This window comes from Vogesella sp. EB (assembly GCF_001037925.1).
In the GTDB taxonomy this organism is placed as follows: Bacteria; Pseudomonadota; Gammaproteobacteria; order Burkholderiales; family Chromobacteriaceae; genus Vogesella; species Vogesella indigofera.
Genome location: NZ_LFDT01000002.1, coordinates 240,675 through 261,070 on the forward strand (window position 1 = coordinate 240,675; position 20,396 = coordinate 261,070).

General features: G+C 65.2%; 21 protein-coding genes and 1 pseudogene. 10 read left to right on the forward strand and 12 right to left on the reverse strand.

Annotated features, from left to right (window positions below; all coding sequences use genetic code 11):
- Positions 1-20: 20 nt before the first annotated feature.
- Both ACG97_RS02595 and ACG97_RS02600 read left to right on the forward strand, forming a co-directional pair.
- Positions 21-638: a helix-turn-helix domain-containing protein gene (locus tag ACG97_RS02595; protein ID WP_047965741.1), complete on the forward strand. Its 618-nt coding sequence runs from the start codon at positions 21-23 to the stop codon at positions 636-638.
- Positions 639-787: 149 nt separating this feature from the next.
- Positions 788-1,735: a sensor domain-containing diguanylate cyclase gene (locus ACG97_RS02600; protein WP_047965742.1), complete on the forward strand. Its 948-nt coding sequence runs from the start codon at positions 788-790 to the stop codon at positions 1,733-1,735.
- A gap of 252 nt (positions 1,736-1,987) precedes the next feature.
- On the opposite strand, the gene ACG97_RS02605 is transcribed toward ACG97_RS02600, so the two are convergent.
- The 5 genes and pseudogenes from ACG97_RS02605 to ACG97_RS02620 form a co-directional block, all read right to left on the reverse strand.
- Entirely contained in the window at positions 1,988-3,055 is a 1,068-nt protein-coding gene (locus tag ACG97_RS02605; RefSeq protein WP_047965743.1) for an alkene reductase, read from the reverse strand.
- Positions 3,056-3,122: 67 nt separating this feature from the next.
- The gene (locus ACG97_RS17940; RefSeq protein ID WP_238377238.1) at positions 3,123-3,554 is read right to left on the reverse strand and encodes an SDR family NAD(P)-dependent oxidoreductase; all 432 of its coding nucleotides are present in this window, start codon (positions 3,552-3,554) and stop codon (positions 3,123-3,125) included.
- Positions 3,555-3,582: 28 nt separating this feature from the next.
- Positions 3,583-3,918 (reverse strand): annotated as a pseudogene (locus ACG97_RS17945) (SDR family NAD(P)-dependent oxidoreductase); the annotation flags it as partial.
- A 53-nt stretch (positions 3,919-3,971) separates the two neighbouring features.
- A complete protein-coding gene (locus ACG97_RS02615; RefSeq protein ID WP_047965811.1) occupies positions 3,972-4,973 on the reverse strand; it encodes an NADP-dependent oxidoreductase in 1,002 nt (333 codons plus the stop codon).
- 44 nt (positions 4,974-5,017) lie between these two features.
- Positions 5,018-5,938, reverse strand: coding sequence for an alpha/beta fold hydrolase (locus tag ACG97_RS02620; protein ID WP_156167885.1), 921 nt, complete (start codon positions 5,936-5,938; stop codon positions 5,018-5,020).
- A gap of 58 nt (positions 5,939-5,996) precedes the next feature.
- Here ACG97_RS02620 and ACG97_RS02625 point away from each other — a divergent pair, with 58 nt between their 5' ends.
- The 8 genes from ACG97_RS02625 to glpD all read left to right on the forward strand — a co-directional run bounded on the left by ACG97_RS02625 (position 5,997) and on the right by glpD (position 15,286).
- Entirely contained in the window at positions 5,997-6,485 is a 489-nt protein-coding gene (locus ACG97_RS02625; protein WP_238377239.1) for a helix-turn-helix domain-containing protein, read from the forward strand.
- A 401-nt stretch (positions 6,486-6,886) separates the two neighbouring features.
- On the forward strand, positions 6,887-7,492 hold the full coding sequence (locus ACG97_RS02630; RefSeq protein ID WP_047965744.1) for a TetR/AcrR family transcriptional regulator: 606 nt from the start codon (positions 6,887-6,889) through the stop codon (positions 7,490-7,492).
- 226 nt (positions 7,493-7,718) lie between these two features.
- Positions 7,719-8,813 carry an N-ethylmaleimide reductase gene (gene nemA / locus ACG97_RS02635; RefSeq protein ID WP_047965745.1) on the forward strand — a complete coding sequence of 365 codons (1,095 nt, stop codon included), beginning with the start codon at positions 7,719-7,721 and terminating at the stop codon, positions 8,811-8,813.
- A gap of 93 nt (positions 8,814-8,906) precedes the next feature.
- Positions 8,907-9,590: a type 1 glutamine amidotransferase domain-containing protein gene (locus ACG97_RS02640; RefSeq protein WP_047965746.1), complete on the forward strand. Its 684-nt coding sequence runs from the start codon at positions 8,907-8,909 to the stop codon at positions 9,588-9,590.
- A 255-nt stretch (positions 9,591-9,845) separates the two neighbouring features.
- Positions 9,846-10,784: a diacylglycerol kinase family protein gene (locus ACG97_RS02645; RefSeq protein WP_053068037.1), complete on the forward strand. Its 939-nt coding sequence runs from the start codon at positions 9,846-9,848 to the stop codon at positions 10,782-10,784.
- Between the two features lie 454 nt (positions 10,785-11,238).
- Positions 11,239-12,741 carry a glycerol kinase GlpK gene (glpK, locus tag ACG97_RS02650; RefSeq protein ID WP_047965747.1) on the forward strand — a complete coding sequence of 501 codons (1,503 nt, stop codon included), beginning with the start codon at positions 11,239-11,241 and terminating at the stop codon, positions 12,739-12,741.
- Positions 12,742-12,851: 110 nt separating this feature from the next.
- Positions 12,852-13,556, forward strand: a complete 705-nt coding sequence (locus tag ACG97_RS02655; RefSeq protein ID WP_047965748.1) for an MIP/aquaporin family protein — start codon at positions 12,852-12,854, stop codon at positions 13,554-13,556.
- A gap of 200 nt (positions 13,557-13,756) precedes the next feature.
- Entirely contained in the window at positions 13,757-15,286 is a 1,530-nt protein-coding gene (glpD, locus tag ACG97_RS02660) for a glycerol-3-phosphate dehydrogenase (protein WP_047965749.1), read from the forward strand.
- Positions 15,287-15,458: 172 nt separating this feature from the next.
- Here glpD and ACG97_RS02665 read toward each other — a convergent pair whose 3' ends face one another.
- From ACG97_RS02665 to ACG97_RS02695, 7 genes are all read right to left on the reverse strand, one after another.
- Complete coding sequence (locus ACG97_RS02665) at positions 15,459-16,097, reverse strand: LysE family translocator (RefSeq protein ID WP_047965750.1); 639 nt, start codon at positions 16,095-16,097, stop codon at positions 15,459-15,461.
- Between the two features lie 58 nt (positions 16,098-16,155).
- Positions 16,156-16,959, reverse strand: a complete 804-nt coding sequence (locus tag ACG97_RS02670) for an SDR family oxidoreductase (RefSeq protein WP_047965751.1) — start codon at positions 16,957-16,959, stop codon at positions 16,156-16,158.
- Between the two features lie 60 nt (positions 16,960-17,019).
- Complete coding sequence (locus tag ACG97_RS02675; protein ID WP_047965752.1) at positions 17,020-17,394, reverse strand: MerR family transcriptional regulator; 375 nt, start codon at positions 17,392-17,394, stop codon at positions 17,020-17,022.
- Complete coding sequence (locus ACG97_RS02680) at positions 17,394-18,155, reverse strand: DeoR/GlpR family DNA-binding transcription regulator (protein WP_202902693.1); 762 nt, start codon at positions 18,153-18,155, stop codon at positions 17,394-17,396. Before ACG97_RS02680 ends, ACG97_RS02675 begins: the two co-directional genes overlap by 1 nt.
- A 296-nt stretch (positions 18,156-18,451) precedes the next feature.
- Entirely contained in the window at positions 18,452-18,841 is a 390-nt protein-coding gene (gloA, locus tag ACG97_RS02685) for a lactoylglutathione lyase (protein ID WP_047965754.1), read from the reverse strand.
- A 105-nt stretch (positions 18,842-18,946) separates the two neighbouring features.
- Positions 18,947-19,660, reverse strand: a complete 714-nt coding sequence (locus ACG97_RS02690; protein WP_047965755.1) for a M48 family metallopeptidase — start codon at positions 19,658-19,660, stop codon at positions 18,947-18,949.
- Positions 19,635-20,390, reverse strand: coding sequence for a 1-acyl-sn-glycerol-3-phosphate acyltransferase (locus ACG97_RS02695; protein ID WP_047965756.1), 756 nt, complete (start codon positions 20,388-20,390; stop codon positions 19,635-19,637). The genes ACG97_RS02690 and ACG97_RS02695 overlap by 26 nt, the downstream gene beginning before the upstream one ends.
- Positions 20,391-20,396: the final 6 nt, after the last annotated feature.

A 20,396-nucleotide genomic window follows, 5' to 3' on the forward strand; every position in this document is an offset into this window, starting at 1 on the left:
TTATCCCATGTTAGTGACCAATGACCAAAAAAGTCAATATATCGACCGACTCCGGTGCCGATGTGCAGTTCGTCAGCGCGGCGGTTGCCGGCAAGCTCAAACAGCACAGAAAGCAGCAGAAGCTCTCGCTGGACGAGCTGTCCCGCCGCGCTGGCGTCAGCAAGGGCATGCTGGTCGAAATCGAGAAGTGCATCGCCAATCCCAGCATCGCCATCCTGTGCAAGCTCGCGGCGGCGCTGGGCGTGTCGGTGGCCGACATCGTGAACGTGGCCAGCGCCCCCTCTGCCCATCTCATCGACAGCAAGGACATCCCGACGCTGTGGAGCGGCCCCGCTGGCGGCTGCGCCCGCCTGCTGGCCGGAACCAGCGGCCCCAACATGATCGAACTGTGGCGCTGGCAGCTGCACCCGGGCGAGCGCTTCGAGTCCGCCGGACACCCGGCCGGCACCTTCGAGCTTTTTCATGTCGAGCAAGGGCAGCTGAAGCTGACGGTGGACAACACCGAACTGATCATCGCTGAGGGCTGCTCTGCCGTCGCCAGGACCGACATGCCGCATTGCTATGCGAACGAGAGCGCCGACAAGCTGGTTTTCACCATGACTGTCGCCGAACTGCATCAATTGCAGACGACACTGTGAGCCACGGCCGCCGCACGGCGGCCATGCAAGCCCGGCCATCGGTGGCAATGGCATACTGTTGCCAGCGCCATGGGCAGGCCGCGGTGATGAGTCCCGACACCATGCGCCCGGCCGCCCCTACCCCGACACCGTTCAAGGAGACGTGAGGCATGTCCGACGTAAGCGAACTCAGCAGCGACAACGCGGTTTATAAAACCCTTCTGGAGTCGACCAAGGCCATCCCGTGGAAAATCGACTGGGCCACCATGCAATTTGCCTACATCGGCCCGCAAATCGAGCCCTTGCTGGGCTGGAGCCAGGAAAGCTGGGCGTCCGCCAACGACTGGGCGCAGCGCATCCATCCGGAGGATCGCGACAACGTGGTGAATTTCTGCGTTGCGCAATCCAAGGCCGGGGTCGACCACGAAGCCGACTACCGGGCGCTGACCAAGGAAAACGGCTACGTGTGGATACGCGATGTCGTCCACGTGGTGCGCAATGCGCAGGGCGAGGTCGAGTCGCTGATCGGCTTCATGTTCGATATCAGCGAGCGCAAGAAGACGGAAGAAAAACTGCTGGTGCTGCAAAAAGAGCTGGAAGCGCTGTCGTTCAAGGACGGGCTGACCGGCATTGCCAACCGGCGCCGCTTCGACACCAGCCTGGACCTGGAGTGGCAAAACACGCGCAGCAGCCGTCTGCCGCTGTCGCTGATCCTGTTCGATGTCGACTTCTTCAAGCAGTTCAACGACCTGTACGGGCACATCGCCGGTGACCAGTGCCTGACCCGCATCGCGCAAACGCTGAATCTGGCCTTGGCCGGCCCGCGCGATCTGGTCGCGCGTTACGGCGGTGAGGAATTCATCATCATGCTGCCGGAAACCGACGCCAATGGCGCGCAGCGCGTCGCCGAGCGCTGCCAGCGCCTGATCGAGAAACTGGCAATCGCCCATTCACAATCGCCGCACGGCCAGCGCGTCACCGTCAGCATTGGCGTCGGCACCGTGATGCCAGGCGACAGGCTGACCACCACCGACTTCATCCAGGCCGTCGACCGGCAGCTGTATGTCGCCAAGCAAAACGGTCGCAACCGGATCGAGACACTGCAAATCGCGTCCTGAGGTGGCCGGGCGGTGCTGCGCTGGCTGTGGCCGTTGGGCGCCACAGAGATGAATAACAGTGGTAGCGGACAACTCCGCACTGAGCCTGAGCGCCCACTTTGCCCGGCCTGTGGCTCGACCAAGCCTGCGGCAAGCCGTTTGTCGGCCGAAGCGGTCAACTTCCCCAGAGAGGCGAGATGTCCGCTTCTGCCTCTAACGCGGCCAGTTTCACACCCGTCGCCTCAATGGCAGCCATGTGACCTGAGTCAGGCCTCAATAATCGGTGTAGCCCTCTGCTCCAGGCGTGTAGAAGGTAGCGAAATCAGGCGCCACCAGTTGCTGTTCCGACTTCAGCTTGGCGACCAGATCCGGATTCGAGATAAACGGACGACCGAATGCCACCAGGTCGCCACGCTGCGCGTCGAGATCGGCATCGGCGCGGGCGACATCGTAGCCACCGGAAAGAATGTATTGCCCGTCGAACGCGGCACGGAGCTTGGCTTTCAATTCGGGGCTGACTTCCGGCGCCCCCATGGCGCTGTGATCCACGATGTGGATATAGAGCAGGCCGAGCGCATTCAACTCGTCGATCAGGCGCAGGTACACCTCATCCATCTCGGCATCCGGCAGCTGGGCATTGAAGACGCCATACGGCGAGATCCGCATGCAAACGCGCTCGGCGCCAATGGCGGCAACGGTTGCCCTGGCGACTTCGACCGCGAAGCGGATGCGGTTTTCGACCGAGCCGCCCCAGCGATCTTGACGCTGATTGGAAGCGGTATTGAGGAACTGGTCGATCAGGTAGCCGTTGGCCGCATGCAGTTCGACGCCATCGAAACCGGCCTCTATCGCCAGTCTGGCCGACGCGGCATATTCGGCGATGCTGTGCGCAATGTCCGCCTCGCTCATTTCGCGTGGTACGGGATGCGGCTGCATGCCGTCGCTGTCGGTCCACATCTCGCCGGGAACGGCGAGCGCCGAGGGCGCCAGAACACGGGCGCCGGCCGGCATGTTCGCGGGATGGCTCACCCGCCCGGTGTGCATCAGCTGCACAAAAATCCTGCCGCCGGCCTGATGGACGCCATCGGTCACCCGTCGCCAGCCCTGCACCTGTTCTGCGTTGAACAGTCCGGGGATGCGTGCGTAACCCAGGCCGTTGGGTGACGGCGAGGTGCCTTCGGTAATGATCAGTCCGGCCTCCGCCCGCAGACGGTAATACTGTTCCATCAGTTCATTGGGCAGGTTGCCGATCGCGCGGCTGCGCGTCAGCGGCGCCATGACGATGCGGTTCTTCAGCGACAGGCTGCCGAGTCGGGTGGGGGTGAAGAGTGGGCTGCTCATAAACGTTTCCAGGGTGTCGGGGTTGGGTCAAGCCGGATGGCAACAAGGGTGCGGAACCTGATTGCGCTCAGAGGGCAAGCAGTCGCGGCGCAGGCTGGCCGGTCTGCATCGCGGCGAACAGCTCGGCGCGTGCCGTGTCGTATCGCTCCCAGAGCGCGGTATCCGCCATGGATGGCAAAGTGACCGACTCACCCTGGTCGAAACCGGCCAATGCGGCGTCGACCAGATGCTCGGCAGACATCACCGTGTCTGGCGCCAGTGCCGCCAGCGGCACGCCGGAGATATCCCAAAGATCGGTGGCAGTGGCGGCAGGCAGCACCACCTGGACCCGGATGCCGGTATTCGCCAGTTCCTGCTGCAGGCCGCGGCTGAAATGGAGCACGAAGCCCTTGGTGCCGCTGTAAACGGCGCTTACCGGCAGCGCATGCAGCACCAGCGCCGAGGCAATATTGATGATGACCCCATCCGTTGCGTGCCTTGAATGCAGGCAGCACCGCATGCGTCAAGCGCGTCAGCGCGGTGATGTTCAACGCGATCTGCGACAGCGAGTCTTGCGGCGATGCGTCGGCAACCTGGCTCAGCCTGGCAATGCCGGCGTTGTTCACCAGCACCCGGATGGCAGGGTTGGTGGCGAGCACGGTTTCCAGCCGCGTGAGATCAGCTTCTTGCTCAAGGTCGGCCACCAGCGTTTCGGCCTTGACGTCGTAAGCCTGCTCCAGCCTTGTGGCGAGCGTCTGCAGGCGCTCACCGCGTCGGGCGACGAGCAGCAGGTCATAGCCGCGCCGGGCCAGACGATCGGCATAGATGGCGCCAATGCCGGATGAAGCGCCGGTGACAACCGCGATTTTTCTGGAAGCGTTCATGGTTTTCTTCTGTTGGTCTGGTGGGTAAAAACTGGGTGCTTAATGGCGACGGTTCACCGCATCTTGACGACTACTTTGCCCTTGGATCGTCCTTGGGCAAGGTACTCAAGCGCCTCCTTGGCCTGCTCGAACGGAAACACCTTGTCGATCACGGGCCGGATGCGTTCCGTCTCGAGGAGCTGGCCAATGTGGCCAAGTTGGCCGCCGTCCGGGCGCACGAACAGAAACGAGTAGCTAATGCCCCGCTGCCTGGCAAGGCGCATGATCTTGCGGCTCATCAGCCCGAACACAAAGCGCAGCACGACGTTCAAGCCTCTGGCGCGCGCGAAGGCGGCATCCAGCGGGCCGATGAGCGAGACGACCTTGCTTCCCGGCTTGAGGATGGTGAGGGATTTTTCAATGGTGTCTCCCCGCACGGTACCCAACACCGCGTCGTAGCCATGCAGCAGGTTTTCGAATGCCTGCTGCTTGTAGTCAACCACCTCGTCTGCGCCCAGACCGCGCACCAGTTCGACGTTGCCGGTACTGGTGGTGGTGCCCACCCTGGCACCAAGGTGCTTGGCCAGCTGGATGGCAAAGGTACCGATCCCGCCGGAGCCGGCCGGAATGAACACCTTCTGGCCGGCCTGAAGATTGGCGCGCTCCTTCAACGCTTGCCACGAGGTGAGGCCGACCATCGGGATCGAGGCAGCCTGCACGAAGTCCAGATTGGCCGGTTTCAGCGCGGCAGCGCGCTCCGGTACCACCGCGAATTCGGCAATGGCCCCCGTGCCAAGGTCGAAGATGCTGGCGAAGACGGCATCGCCTGGCTTGAAGCGAGTCACGTTGCGGCCAACCTCGGTCACCACGCCGGCCAGATCGCTGCCCAATGTGGCCGGAAGCTGGAAATGCAGAACCGGTTTGAACATCCCTGTCGGAACGACGTAGTCGATCGGGTTCAGGCCGGCAGCGTGAACCTGTACCAGCAGTTCGTCGTCCTTGAGCGTGGGGCGGGGTACGTCGGTGAGCCCGATCTCAGGCGACTTGCCGTAGCGTTTGAAGGTGAGCGCTTTCATGGTGTGATGTTTCATCCCTGGTTTTTCATTCTGGTCGGAGCGGATCAGTCGGCGAGGAAGTCCAGCACGGCGGGGACAAAGGCCCGGTAGTGCTGGAACACGCCGCCGTGACCGGAATCGGGGTAGATCGTGAGTCGGGCATTCGGCAGCCGGCGGGCCATGTCGGCCGAATGGCCGCTGTCGACCATGAGGTCGTTGTCGCCGTTAGCCACGAACACAGGTTGTTTGATGGCGGAGAGATCATGGGGGGTGTTCAAGCCCCAGTGACGAATCGCCTGCAGTTGCGCACGTCGGGCCTGCAGGGAAATGGGCTTGTCACGGCCTTGGGTGCGCTCGTTCAGTGCGGCGAAGTAATCCCGCGCGGCACGCTTGCCTTCCGAGGTACGGGGGAAGAACAGGAAATTCCTCGCGTCGCTCCAAGTCAACGCCGCCTTGATGTAGGCAAGAACCGCGACTTTGGTGACCTCGTCGATGCCTCCGCCACTCCGTGGGCCCGTTCCTGCGAGGATCATCCTCCGTACGAGGTCAGGCGCCTGCAGAGCCACCGTCTGTGCCACGCCACCGCCCATTGAGAAGCCGAGCAGGTCGACCTTCTTGAAGCCCAGGGCGCGGATGAAGGCGATGGCATCGCGCCCCATCTCCTCGATGGTGTGCGGGACCACGCCTCCGGAAGCCCCGACCCCGCGATTGTCGAAGGCGATGACCCGGCGCTGTGCGGCGATGCCGTCGATGACACGTGGATCCCAGTCGTCGAGCACGGCCATCAGGTGGTGCAAGAAGATCACCGGCACGCCGGAATCCGGGCCAAGCGCCCGGTAGGCGAAAGCTACTCCGCCAACGGCTATCGTGCGGGTCGGTACATCCTTCCATTTCACATTGCCCATCGCTCCCCTCGCGGCGGCGGCTCCGCCGATGCTTGAGGGTGCCCCGGTTACCGGAGCGATACCTGTATTGTTCGTGCCCATTAATGAAATCTCCGTGACGGTGGATTGCTTGTCGTCGAGATGTTAGTATCGAATTGATATGAACAATACTACCAATCTCAAAACAAGTCACTATCAAAATAGTATGGACACCGAAAATAGTTGTGATAACCCATGCCCAATCGCGCGCAGCCTGGCTGTCGCCGGTGACGCGTGGAGCATATTGATCCTGCGGGACGCCCACGCCGGCCTCTCGCGCTTTGACCAATTCCGGAAAAGCCTGGGCATTGCACCGACGATGCTGACCCGCCGGCTGGCGACACTGACTGAGGAAGGCTTGCTGGAGAAGCGGCGCTACTCGGAACACCCGCCGCGCGAGGAATATCTGCTGACCGCCGCCGGTCGCAATTTTTTGCCGGTGCTGTTCATGATTGGCGCGTGGGGGCGCCAATACAGGGGCGGCGGCAAGCTGACCCGTTTCTTCGACGCGGAAACCGGCACGGAAATTAAAGCAATCGCCGTGGATGAGGTCACCGGGGCGAAGATAGGAACTCGCCCCATGCGCATGGTCACGCCGGACGAAAGCTGACAGGAGATTTGAACAACCAATGGTGGCGCTGCGTATTCGCCGATGGTGACCACAAGCCTTGGTGCAGCAAGCTCCACCACAGTCAGCAATCCGCAGCTACTTTGCTGACGCTGCTACTGAGTGAAGCGCCCCTCGTTTGCTGGATACTTTTGTGGTTGTTTCCGATTCGAAAGCAGCCACCTTTCATCTCGCCTGCGAAGCACGGCTTCGGCCGAACTTCAGACTCTCTCCCAGTGATCAAGGTTGAGCACCAAGACTAGATAAAGACCAGTGGCCACGGACAGCTGCCGGTACTGGTTTTAGACGTTACTGTCTTGTTTTTGGCATTATTTGCACAACACAACCACCCGGCCCCAACACAGTGCTTGACACCAAGACGACCGGTCTAATATATTTAAACCATGTCACGTCAAAGCCTATACCCTGATACCCGCGAACACATCCTTGCCGTCGGCGAGGTGCTGATCCACGGCCGTAGTTTTACCGCGATGGGGCTCTCCGAGCTGTTGTCCGAGGCCAAGGTACCGAAGGGGTCGTTCTATCACTACTTCAAGTCGAAGGAAGACTTTGGTGTGGCGTTGCTGGCGCGCTATTTCTCCGGTTACCGCGAGCGGGTCGGCGATCTGCTGACCGACAGCCAGCAGGGTAACGGCCGCGAACGGCTGCTGGCCTACTTCCAGCAATGGCTGGACAACCACGCCAGCTGCGAATCGCAAAGCTGCCTGGCGGTGAAGCTGGCGGCCGAGGTGTCCGACATGTCGGAGCCGATGCGCGTGGCGCTGAGCGACGGCATGGATGCCATCGTGCGCAAGCTGGCGGCCTGTATCCGCAGCGGACAGCAGGATGGCTCGATCAAACCGCAGCTGCCGGCCGATGACACCGCCTATGCGCTGTACAGCCTGTGGCTGGGCGCGGCGCTGATGTACAAGACCCAGCACAGTCTGGCGCCGCTGCAAGCGGCGATGACCCACACCCAAGGCCTGCTGTTGCCCTGCAACGCCGCCTGAGACACGCAGTACCGTTCGCCGCGGGCGAGCGGTTTTTTATGGCACAAAAATAGACGACCGGTCTATTAGTAAGTAGCAAGAAAATTGCCTGCCTGCCGCCCGACAGCCGCCGGCGCAGCGCGCGGCCAACGTTGGCCGCACCCGTTTTACCCGAGCGCCCTGCCTGCCCGCAGGACGTGAGTAGCACCCGTATCGCCGCCTCTTTACCGAAAAAGGACCACGCCCCATGCAAGCCGACAAACTGCTGACCCCGCTGCACCTCGGTGCCGTTACCCTCGCCAACCGCGTGCTGATGGCACCGCTGACCCGCCTGCGCAATACCGAGCCGGGCGACGTGCCGACCGCACTGGCGATCGACTACTACCGCCAGCGTGCCGGTGCCGGCCTGATCATCAACGAAGGCACCCACATCTCGCCGACCGCCAAGGGCTACGCCGGCGCGCCGGGTATCTACAGCGAGGAACAGGTGCGCGCCTGGCGCGAGGTCAACGACGCGGTGCACGCCGCCGGCGGCAAGATCGCCATCCAGCTGTGGCACACCGGCCGCATCTCGCACAGCAGCCTGCAGCCGAACGGCGACGCGCCGCTGGCTCCGTCGGCGATCCGCGCCGACAGCAACACCAATATCCGCGACGAAATGGGCCAGCTGGTACGCAGCCCGACCTCCACCCCGCGCGCGCTGGAAACCGCCGAAATCGCCGACCTGATCGAGGACTACCGCCGCGCCACCGATAACGCGCGCCGCGCCGGCTTCGACCTGGTCGAGATCCACGGCGCCCACGGCTACCTGCTGGACCAGTTCCTGTCGCCGGCGGCCAACGTTCGCACCGACCAGTACGGCGGCAGCGTCGAGAACCGCGCCCGCATCGTGCTGGAAGTGCTGGACGCGGTGATCGCCGAGTGGGATGCCGCCCACGTCGGCATCCGCCTGTCGCCGCTGGGGGTGTTCAACGGCCTGTCGGAGACCGACCAGCAGGAGATGGCGCTGTACCTGATCGGCGAGATCGCCAAGCGCAACATCGCCTTCCTGCACCTGTCGGAACCGGACTGGGCCGGCGGCCCCGCGTGGCCGGATGACTTCCGCGCCAAGGTCCGCGCCATCTATCCGCACCCGATTATCGCCGCCGGCGGCTATACCGTAGACAAGGCCGAGCGCCTGATCGGCGCCGGACTGATCGACGCGGTTGCCTTCGGCCGCTCGTTCATCGCCAACCCGGATCTGCCAGCGCGCTTCGCCCGCGGCGCGGAACTGAACCCGCCACAGCCGGAAACCTTCTACGGCGGCGGCGCCGAAGGCTACACCGACTACCCGGCGCTGTAATGCGCTGACGCTGCCATCCGCGGCAGCGCGCCGCAACCCAGGGTTGGCCGCAACGCTTGCGGCCAACCCTGCCTGCTATAGATGGAGACGCCCATGAAACACGTACTGTTTGTGCTCACCAGCCACGACCGGCTCGGCAACAGCGGCCACAAGACCGGCTTCTGGATCGAGGAATTCGCCGCGCCCTACTACGCATTGGCCGATCAGGGCGTTGCCATCACCCTCGCCTCGCCACGCGGCGGGCAGCCGCCGATCGACCCGAAAAGCGCCGACCCGGCGTTCAGCACCCCGGCCACCGAGCGCTTCAATGCCGACGCCACGCTGCAGGCGCGGCTGGCAGAAACGCTGCCGCTGGACAGCATCGACGCCAGCCACTACGACGCGGTGTTCTACCCCGGCGGCCACGGCCCGCTGTGGGATCTGGTCGACAACGCCGACTCGCAACGGCTGATCGCCGCCACCCTCGCCGCCGGCAAACCGGTAGCCGCGGTGTGCCACGCGCCGGCGGTGCTGGTCAATGTCACCGGCACCGACGGCAAGGCGCTGGTCGCCGGCAAGCGCGTCACCGGTTTCAGCAACAGTGAGGAAGAGGCGGTGCAGCTCACCAGCATCGTGCCGCTGCTGCTGGAAGACGCGCTGCAGGCGCGCGGCGCCCGTTACGAGAAAGGCCCCGACTGGGCGCCGTTTATCGTCGAGGACGGCCTGCTGATCACCGGCCAGAACCCGGCCTCGTCCGAAGCGGTCGCCCACGTGCTGCTGGCTCGGCTGAACGCCTGAGCCCCTGTTCACGATCTGCTGCGGCTTGGTCTCAGTAGGGGTGATACCGCGTTGAAAACGGTTTCGGCTGCTGGTTGATATCCGGCTCAACGCCGCTCTCAGCCGTTTTCGCCTTGTCTCGCGTGCGCGTGCGCGATTGTGGACACGCGCTGAACCCTGCGCCAGGGTTGGCCGCAACGCTTGCGGCCAACCTTGCGCCATTGCGCGAACGCGCGATGGCGGCATAATGGCGCGATCTGCCTCGCGATCCTCACCATGTCTCCGTCTACGCCCATCTCCCGCATCGTATTCATCATCCACGGCCGCCACTGCCCCGACGGCCTGCCGCAGCAGCTGCTGCAACCGTTCCGCGACCGGTTCAGCGTCGACGTGCTGCTGACCACCTCCGCCAGCAGCGCCACCCGCCTCGCGCGCGAGGCGGCGCTGTCCGGCGCGCGCTGGGTGATCGCCGTCGGTGGCGACGGCACCGTGCACGAGGTGGTCAACGGCCTGATGAGCGTGCCGGCGGCGCAGCGGCAGCAGCTGGTGCTGGGGGTACTGCCCAGTGGCACCGGCAACGACTTCGTGCGCACGCTCGGCAGCGGTCGCCACAGCGACGACTTGCTGGCGCTGATCGCCGCCGGCCACGCCTACCCGCTGGACCTGATCCGCGTCACCACCCGCGGCAGCGACGGCCAGCCGCAGGTGCGCTGGTGCAACAACATCGCCTCGCTCGGCATCAGCAGCGACATCGTGCGGCGGGTGAAGCGCCTGCCGGCGTGGCTGCCGGCCAGCGCCGCCTTCTGCAGTGCGGTGCTGGCGGCGCTGCTGCGCTTCCGGCCGCGGCCGATGCGGCTGACGCTGGACGGCGAAACCATCAGCGGCCGTTTCCTGTGCCTGTCGGTGGCCAACGGCCGCTACTTCGGCAGCGGGCTGGGCATTGCGCCGCAGGCCAGCGTCAACGACGGTCTGTTCGAGCTGGTGCTGATCCGCGACGGCAATGGCCTGGACTTCCTGCGCCTGCTGCCGCAACTGCGCGCGGCGCAGCCGCTGCGTGATGCGCGGGTGCGCTACCTGCGCGGCCGCCAGCTGCAGGTGGACGGCGCGGCGGCGGACTGCCCGCTGGAGCTGGACGGCGAGCTGTGCGGCAGCGCGCCGGTCAGCTTCGAACTGGTGCCCGCCGCCTTGCGCTGCCTGATGCAGCCGCCCGGCTGAGAACCTGTTCAGTGTCTGCGGCATCGGATCTCGATGGGGCGATGCGGCGTTAAGCACGCCTTCGGCAGCCTGTTTATCTCCAGCTAAACGTCGCTGCCCCCGCCGGTTTTGCCTTGTCTCGCGTGAGCGCGACAGACCTTGAACCGCTGCCGAGGCCTTGCGGCCAACTTTTGCACTGCAACATCCGCGCAACGGGCACCCTGCGCGCACAATGCCGTTTTCCCGGCCGGGAAACGGCATTTTTGCCTTGCATCGCAACAACTTGTAGCCGCACGACTACACCACACTCCGCACTGCAACATCCGGGCTTTGTGTCAACTTTTTGACGGCGCGAATTGACAGCCGCTTTGGTGGCACTACAATTCGAACGAAAGCAAAAACAACAAAATAAACACAAAAACAAACAACAAAGAAACAACTCACAACACGGCCCGCGGCCGAGGAGACTTCTCAAATGCAAGATCAATTCATTCTGGCGCTGGATCAGGGCACGACCAGCTCCCGGGCAATTGTATTCAACCGCAGTGGCGACATCGTCGCCTCGGCACAGAAGGAATTCCGCCAGATCTACCCGCAACCGGGCTGGGTCGAGCACGACGCGATGGAAATCTGGGCCGGCCAGGTCGGCGTGGCCGCCGAGGCGCTGGCGCGCGCCGGCATCCCCGGCAGCAAGATCGCCGCGGTCGGCATCACCAACCAGCGTGAAACCACGGTGGTGTGGGACCGCGACACCGGCCAGCCGGTGTACAACGCCATCGTGTGGCAGGACCGCCGCACCGCGCCGTTCTGCGACGAGATCCGCGAGCGCGGCCTGGCCGACACCATCCGCAACAAGACCGGGCTGCTGGTCGACTCCTACTTCTCCGCCACCAAGGTGCGCTGGATCCTGGAAAACGTGCCCGGCGCCCGCGAGCGCGCCAACGCCGGCAAGCTGGCCTTCGGCACCATCGACAGCTGGCTGATCTGGCAGCTGACCCACGGCGCGGTGCACGTCACCGACGTGTCCAACGCCTCGCGCACCATGCTGTACGACATCCACCGCCTGCAGTGGGACGACGAGCTGCTCGACATCATGGGTATCCCGGCCAGCATGCTGCCGCAGGTGAAAAGCTCCAGCGAAGTCTACGGTCACACCCACGCCGCGCATCTGGGGGTGGCGATCCCGATCGCCGGCGTCGCCGGTGACCAGCAGGCGGCGCTGTTCGGCCAGCAGTGCACCACGCCGGGCATGGTGAAGAACACCTACGGCACCGGCTGCTTCATGATGATGAATACCGGCGACACCCCGATCGCGTCGCACAACCAGCTGCTGACCACCATCGCCTGGCAGGTCGGCGACAAGGTGCAGTACGCGCTGGAAGGCAGCATCTTCATCGGCGGCTCGGTGGTGAAATGGCTGCGCGACGGCCTTGGCATCATCAAGCACTCGCACGATGTCGGCCCGCTGGCGGCCGAGGTGAAGGACAGCGACGGCGTGTACCTGGTGCCGGCCTTCGCCGGGCTGGGTGCGCCGCACTGGAACTCCGACGCGCGCGGCACCATCGTCGGCATGACGCAAGGCACCGGCGCCGCCCACATCGCCCGTGCCGCGCTGGACAGCATCGCGTTCCAGACCATGGATGTGCTGGGCGCGATGCAGGCCGACTCCGGCATCACCATCGCCGAGCTGCGCGTGGACGGCGGCGCCTGCGTCAACAACGTGCTGATGCAGTTCCAGAGCGACATCCTCGGCACCCAGGTCGCGCGACCGAAGATCACCGAGACCACCGCGCTGGGGGCGGCGTATCTCGCCGGCCTCGCCGTCGGCTACTGGCAGGGCACCGACGACATCCAGGGGCAGTGGCAGCTGGACACCCGCTTCTCGCCGCAGCTGGATGCCGCCACCGTCGATCGCTACGTCGCCGGCTGGCAGCGCGCCACCCGCGCCGCGATCAGCTGGGCCAACGACGCGGCCTAAAACGACCGCCGCGCCGGATAGCCATGCGCTAGCGGTGCGGCCGGCACCTTCCCCATCCTGTTTTACCGCGGCGGCAGCGTGCTGCCCCGCGTTCGCTACGGAGTTTCAACATGAATCCACTATTCGGCGAATTCATCGGCACCGCGCTGCTGGTGCTGCTCGGCAACGGCGTGGTTGCCAACGTAATCCTGAAAGGGACCAAGGGCCATAACAGCGGCCTGATCGTGATCGCCTTCGGCTGGGCGATGGCGGTGTTTGTCGGCGTGTTCAGTGTCGCCGCCATCAGCGGCGCCCACCTCAACCCGGCGGTCACCGTGGCGCTGGCGGTGGCCGGCAAGTTTGCCTGGGCCGACGCCCCCGGTTATATCGCGGCGCAGATGCTGGGCGGCATGGCCGGCGCGCTGTTGATGTGGCTGATCTACCGCGACCACTTCGACCATACCGACTGCGCCGACACCAAGCTGGCGGTGTTCTGCACCGGCCCGGCGATCCGCAGCACCGGCGGCAACCTGCTGTCGGAAGTGCTGGCCACCTTCGTGCTGGTGTTCGCCATCCTCAGCATGGTGTCGCCCAAGGTGTCGCTGGGCGCGATGGACGCGCTGCCGGTGGCCTTGCTGGTACTGGGCATCGGCGTATCGCTGGGCGGCACCACCGGCTACGCGATGAGCCCGGCGCGCGATCTGGCGCCGCGCATCATGCACGCCATCCTGCCGATCAAGGGCAAGCGCGACAGCGACTGGCGCTACAGCTGGGTGCCGGTGATCGGCTCGCTGCTGGGCGCAACGTTGGCCGCAGTGGCGCACAGCGTGGCCTGAGCCCGGCGCTGGCGGCCCGCGCCACAGATTGCACTCTCCCTCGACGCCTTCGGGCGTCTTTTTTTGCGCCCTACAAAAACACAAAACAAACATTTTTGATCGTTTAATGTTGCTTTTGTGTTCGTTTTTATCTATCTTCTATTATCAAGAGACAACAAGCGCCACGCCGTCAGGGCGGCGCGCCGTGCAAAGGAAAGCTCGTGGAAAGTTATGATCTGCTCGTGATCGGTGGTGGCATCAACGGTGCCGGCATCGCCCGTGACGCCGCCGGTCGCGGCCTGAAAGTGCTGCTCTGTGAAAAGGACGATCTGGCGGCGCACACCTCGTCGGCCAGCACCAAGCTGATCCACGGCGGGCTGCGCTATCTGGAATATTACGAATTCTCGCTGGTGCGCAAGGCGCTGCAGGAGCGCGAAGGGCTGCTCGACGCCGCGCCGCACATCATGTGGCCGCTGCGCTTCGTGATGCCGCACGACGCCGAACAGCGCCCGGCGTGGCTGATCCGCTGCGGCCTGTTCCTGTACGACCACCTGGCCCGTCGTCGCCGCCTGCCCGGCAGCGAGCGCATCCGCTTCGAGCGCCACCCGGCCGGTAGCCCGCTGCAACCGCGCTACCATCAGGGCTTCGTCTATTCCGACGGCTGGGTCAACGACGCGCGGCTGGTGGTGCTCAACGCGATGGACGCCGCCGAACGCGGCGCCAGCATCCGCACCCGCACCGCCTGTGTCGCCGCGCAGCGCGACGGCGACGGCTGGCTGTGCACGCTGCACGGCGAACACGGCCAGCAGCAGGTGCGCGCCCGCGCGCTGGTCAACGCCGGCGGGCCGTGGGTGCAGCAGCTCTTGGGCGGCGTGATCCACGCGCCGGCGCGCAAGGCGATCCGGCTGGTGAAGGGCAGCCACATCATCGTGAAAAAGCTGTTCGATCACGACTTTGCCTACATCTTCCAGAACCCGGACAAGCGCATCATCTTCGCCATTCCCTACGAGCAGGACTTCACCCTGATCGGCACCACCGATGTCGAATACCACGACGATGCCGCCAAGGTCGCCATCGACCGCGACGAGATCGCCTACCTGTGCGCGATGAGCAACCGCTACTTCGAACGCCAGATCGGTCCGGCCGACGTGGTGGCCACCTACTCCGGGGTGCGGCCGCTGCTGGACGACGAGCACGACAACGCCAGCGGCGTCACCCGCGACTACGCGCTGGAGCTGGACAGTGACGGCGCGCCGCTGCTGTCGGTGTTCGGCGGCAAGATCACCACCTACCGCAAGCTGGCGGAACAGGCGGTCGACCAGCTGGCGCCACTGCTGGGCAACACGCGCCCAAGCTGGACCGCCGGCCAGCATCTGCCCGGCGGCGACCTGCCCGGCAGCAACTTCGACACCTTCGTGCGCAGCCTGCAGCAGGCCAGGCCGTGGCTGCCGCCGGCGCTGGCCACGCGGCTGGCGCGCGCCTACGGCAGCCGCGTGGACGCGCTGCTGGGCACTGCGGCCAACCTTGCGGCACTGGGCGCGGAAATCCAGCCCGGGCTGTACGAGGCCGAGCTGCGCTATCTGGTGGACAAGGAATGGGCGACCTGCGCCGACGACGTGCTGTGGCGGCGCAGCAAGCTGCGCCTGCACCTGCCGGCCGGCGCCGAGGCCGCAGTAGAACGCTGGCTGGCGGCGTACCGCAGCAGCCAGCCGGCAGGCAGTATGCGCGAGACGCAAGCACACCAAGGGTAAGAGCTTGGCCGCAGCGTGCTGGAGCGTGTTCACGATCCCGCGCGCTCACGCGAGACAAGGCGAAAACGGCTGAGGATGCGGCGTTTAGCTGGCGATAAACAGGCAGCCGAGGCCGTTTTCAACGCCGTATCGCCCCATTGAGATCAAGCCGCAGCAGATCGTGAACCGGCGCTTAACCGGCGCGCTGCGGTTGCAGTGCCATGCGTACGGCCAGCGCGGCCAGCACGCTCCCCATCACATAGCGCTGCGTCGCCAGCCAACGCGGCCTGGTGGCAAAGCCCGCGGCCAGGCGGGCGGCAAACAGCACGATCAGCAGGTTGACCGCAAAACTGATGGCAATCTGGGTCAGCCCCAGCAGCAGGCTTTGCCGGAACACGCTGCCCGCTCCCGGCACGATGAACTGCGGCAGGATGGACAGGTAAAACACCGCGATCTTGGGGTTCAGCACATTGGTGAGGAAGCCCATCATGAACAGGCGCCGTGGCGAATCGGCCGTCAGGCTGCGCGTGGCAAACGGCGAGCGCGCACCGGGGCGCAGCGCCTGCCAGGCCAGCCACATCAGATAGGCGGCACCACCCCATTTCAGCAGCGCATAGGCCAGCGGCACGGCCAGAAACAGCGCCGTCAGCCCCAGCGCGGCGGCCAGCATGTGCAGCAGGAAACCGGCCACCACGCCCAGCAGCGAGATCATGCCGGCACGGCGTCCCTGGCACAGGCTGCGTGACAGCAGGTAAAGCATATTGGGGCCGGGGGTCAGCACCATCAGCAGCGCCGCTCCGGCAAACAGCCACCACTGGGGTGAAGTCGCCATCTTGTTTCCTTTCAGGTAAGCACATCCGTCGCCCAGCGGGCCGCGCGCCCGCCGCCCCTCACGATACCTTTGGCATAATGCGTTTGGCAAACAGCGTCGCGACCAGTCGCGTCACCTGGCGCCGCGTCAGCCAGCGCGGCAGCTGCGCCGTCAGGTAATTCATCCGGCCCGGCACGTGGTAGTGTCGCCCCGCATCCAGCGCCCGCAGTGCCGATGCCACCACCGATTCCGGAGAGGCCGCCGCCATGCCCGACACATCGGCGTTGGCCACCTCGGTAAAGCGGGTTTGGGTATTGCCCGGACACAGCGCCAGAAAGCGCACGCCGCTGTCCTCGTACTCGGCGGCCAGCGCCTCGGTCAGGTGCAACACATAGGCCTTGGAGGCGCCGTAGACCGCGATATACGGCAAGGGCTGGAACGCCGCCGTCGAGGCAACGTTGATGACGGCGCCCAGCCGGCGCGCCTGCATCGCCGGCAGCAACAGCCGCGTCAGCTCGGTCAGCGCCACAATATTCAGCATCAGCATGCGCTGGTAGGTGTCGGCGCTTTCGTCGAGAAAATGGCGCCATTTGCCGAAGCCGGCATTGTTGACCAGCAGATCCACCGTCCAGCCCGCGGCCGTGACCTCGGCGTACAGCGCCGCCACGGCACCGGCTTGCGCCAGATCGGCGACGATGACCAGCACCCGGATGCCGTACTGTGCCCGCAGCTGCGCGGCCAGCTGTTGCAGCGCGTCGCCGGAACGGGCGGTGAGAATGAGGTGGCAGCCACGCTGCGCCAGCGCCTCGGCAAAACAGCGGCCGATACCGGAAGAGGCGCCGCTGACCAGCGCGGTCATGCGTTCAAAAGGCAGGGATGTCATCGCAAATGCTCCTGATGGGATAAGGAAGCATCAGCGTAAAGCTTGCCCTACAGGGCAAGGTCAAGTGCAGGTGACGGGGGATGCGCCGTAGTTCAGCGCCAGCTCGGCCTCCAGCTGCGCCAGCTGCTGCTGCAAGGCCTGCAGCCGTTGCAATTCCTGCTGGAAATGCCGCTGCTTCTGCCGGATCAGCTGCTGTGCCACCACCAGCGGGAAACTGCCGGAGGCGGCCTTCAGTACCGCCAGCTCTTTCAGCTCCGCCAGGCTGAAGCCCACCGTCTGCGCGCGACGGATCATGCTGACCAGGTGCACGTCCAGCGGCTTATAGACGCGGTAGTTGCCGCGGCGCTGCGGCACCGGCAGCAAGCCCTGCGCCTCGTAGAGGCGGATCGCCTTGCGCGTGGCGCCGGTCAGCGCCGCCAGCTCGCCGATCAGCATCAGCCCGCCACCACCAGCCGGGTATCACCGGCGGCCAGCACCTCGGCCATTTCCGCGCTTACCGGCTGGTCGGTAAACAGCGCGTCCACCTGTGCCAGATGCCCCAGCTCCACCAGCGCCGGACGATCGAACTTGGAATGGTCGGCCGCCAGCCACACCTGGCGCGACTGCTGCATGATCGCCTGCGTGGTCAGCACCTCGCGGTAGTCGTAGTCGCGCAGCACGCCGCCATGCTCGATACAGGACACGCCGATGATGCCGTAGTCGACCTTGAACTGGCGGATGAACTGCACCGTCGCCTCGCCGGTCAGGCCGCGGTCGCGCTTGCGCAGCGCGCCGCCGGCGACCAGCACCTCGCAGTCGGGGTAGTCGCACATCAGGTTGGCGATGTGGAAGTTGTTGGTGATCACGCGCAGGCCGCGATGCTGGGAGAGCGCCTTGGCCACCTCCTCGGTGGTGGTGCCGAGGTTGATGAACAGCGAGGCGTTGTCGGGGATTTCCGCCGCCAGTGCGCGCGCGATACGCCGCTTTTCGTCGATCATCAGCACCTGGCGCGCGTCGTAGGCGACGTTCTCGACGCTGGACAGCACGCTGGCGCCGCCGTGGTAGCGCTGCAGCAGCTTGTTCTCCGCCAGCAGCGTGATGTCGCGGCGGATGGTCTGGTGGGTGACGGCGAAATGGGCGGCCATTTTCTCGACCGCGACATAACCCTCGCGGTTAACCCAGGCCAGCAGGTCTTTCTGACGTTGATTGAGGATCAGCATGCAAGCGGCACTTCCCTTATCCGAATGGCGTTCATTGTAACCGAGTCGCCGCCGTCACTGCCGCCACATCCACGCCACCGGCGCGCAGGCAGCACAACGGCCAGCCGCAGAGCTGCGGCTGGCCGTGTGGCGGTGGATAGTTAACACGTATTCACGATCTCGCGAGCTCACGCGAGACAAGGCGAAAACGGCTGAGGACGCGGAATTGACTTGGGGTCAATGAGCATTCCAAAGCCGTTTTCAACGCGGTATCGCCCCGTTGAAATCAGTCATAGCAGATCGTGAACAGGCGCTTAGTGCGTGCCGCGCTGGATGAATTCGATTTTGTAGCCGTCCGGGTCTTCCACAAAGGCGATCACAGTCGTGCCGTGCTTCATCGGCCCCGCCTCTCGCACCACCTTGCCGCCCTTCGCACGCACCGCGTCACAGGCGGCGTAGGCGTCGGCCACTTCCACCGCCAGATGGCCGAAGGCGTTGCCCAGCTCGTAGCTGTCGGTGTCCCAGTTGTGGGTCAGCTCGATCACACTGTTGCTGTCCTCGTCGCCGTAGCCGACAAAGGCCAGGGTGAAACGGCCATCGGGGTAGTCGTGGCGGCGCAGCAGGCTCATGCCCAGCACCTCGGTGTAGAAGGCGATGGCGCGGTCAAGGTTGCCGACGCGGATCATGGTATGCAGCAGGCGCATGGTGTACTCCGGAAAAGGTTGGCCGCAACAGGCAGCGAGGCAGATCAGATGGGGATGGCGCCGGCGAAAGCAAAGCCCGCACCGGCCAGAACAGTGTGTTTGCGCTCAGCCGTAGCGGAACAGGCTGTCGCCATGCTGCTTCAGCCACTGCCGTGCGCCGTGCCAGCCGGGATAGAGGCGGCCGACTTCGGCCCAGAACGCCGGCGAATGGTTCATGTGCAGCAGATGCGCCAGCTCGTGGGCGATCACGTAGTCGAGCACCGATTCCGGCGCCTGCACCAGCCGCCAGTTGAGGCGCACCACGCCGCGGCCGGTGCAGCTGCCCCAGCGCGTGCGCGCCGAGGACAGGCCCCAGCCGGACAGCGGTCGCGCAGCACGCGGCTGCCACAGTGCCAGCCGTGCGGCAAAACGCTGCCGCGCCTGCTGCTGCAAATAACCGACCACGCTGGCGGCCAGCCGCGCCGGTTGTTCCAGCATCGGCCCGGCCAGGTGCAGGGTGTCGCCGACCAACTGCGCCTGGTGGCGGCTGGCGGCGACGCAGTGCAGGCGGTAGCTCTCGCCACCCAGCAGCACCTGGCCCTGCGTCAGCGCGCGCTCGCCCTGCTCGGCGTGGTGGCGCGCCAGATGGCGGGCGATCCAGTCGTGCTTGCTGGCCAGCACCTCTTGCAGGTAGGCCAGCGGCACCGCCGGCGGCGCGATCAGCTCCACCTCGCCGTGCTTGATGCGAATGCCGACGCTCTGCCGCGCGCGCCGGATCAGGCGCACCGTCACCGCGCCGTGCGGCAGCTGCAGATTAAGCGGCGCGTGCTTTGCGTTCATCGGGGTGGGCAAACGGGCCGACGCCGCCGATCTCGCGCTGGCGCGCCTCGATCCAGGCTTCCGCCTGCCGCGTCATCGCTTCCGGGCCGACATCGTCGCGCGGATAGATCGCCGGGCCGATCACCAGCGTGATCTCGCCCGGATGCTTGAGGAAGGCGTTGCGCGGCCAGAATTCGCCGGCATTGTGCGCCACCGGCACCAGCGGCATGGCCAGCTGCTTCGCCATCCGCGCCGCGCCCAGCTTGTACTTGCCGGCCTCACCGGGGCGGGTGCGGGTGCCTTCCGGAAACACGCTGATCCAGAAGCCGTGCTGTTTGCGGTTGGTGCCCTGCTCCAGCATGCGGCGGTTGGCATTGGCGCGATCGGAACGGTTGATGGTGATCGGGTTGGTCAGCGCCAGCCCCCAGCCGAAGAACGGAATCCACAGCAGCTCCTTCTTGGCAACGAACACCTGCGACGGAAAGATCTCCTGCAGCGCCAGCGTTTCCCAGCCGGACTGGTGCTTGGCGCAGATGATCGCCGGCTCCTTGACGATGTTCTCGGCACCGATCACGCGGTAGCGCAGGCCGATCACGTGCCACAGCAGCCAGGTCAACAGCCGTGCCCAGCTCTCGCCGATCACGTGACGGGTGCGGCGCGGCAACGGCGCGCCGATGAACAGGCCGAGGAAGAACAGCGGCGTGACGATGGCCACCAGCAGCCAGTAGATCAGGTTACGAATCAGCAACATGGGCAG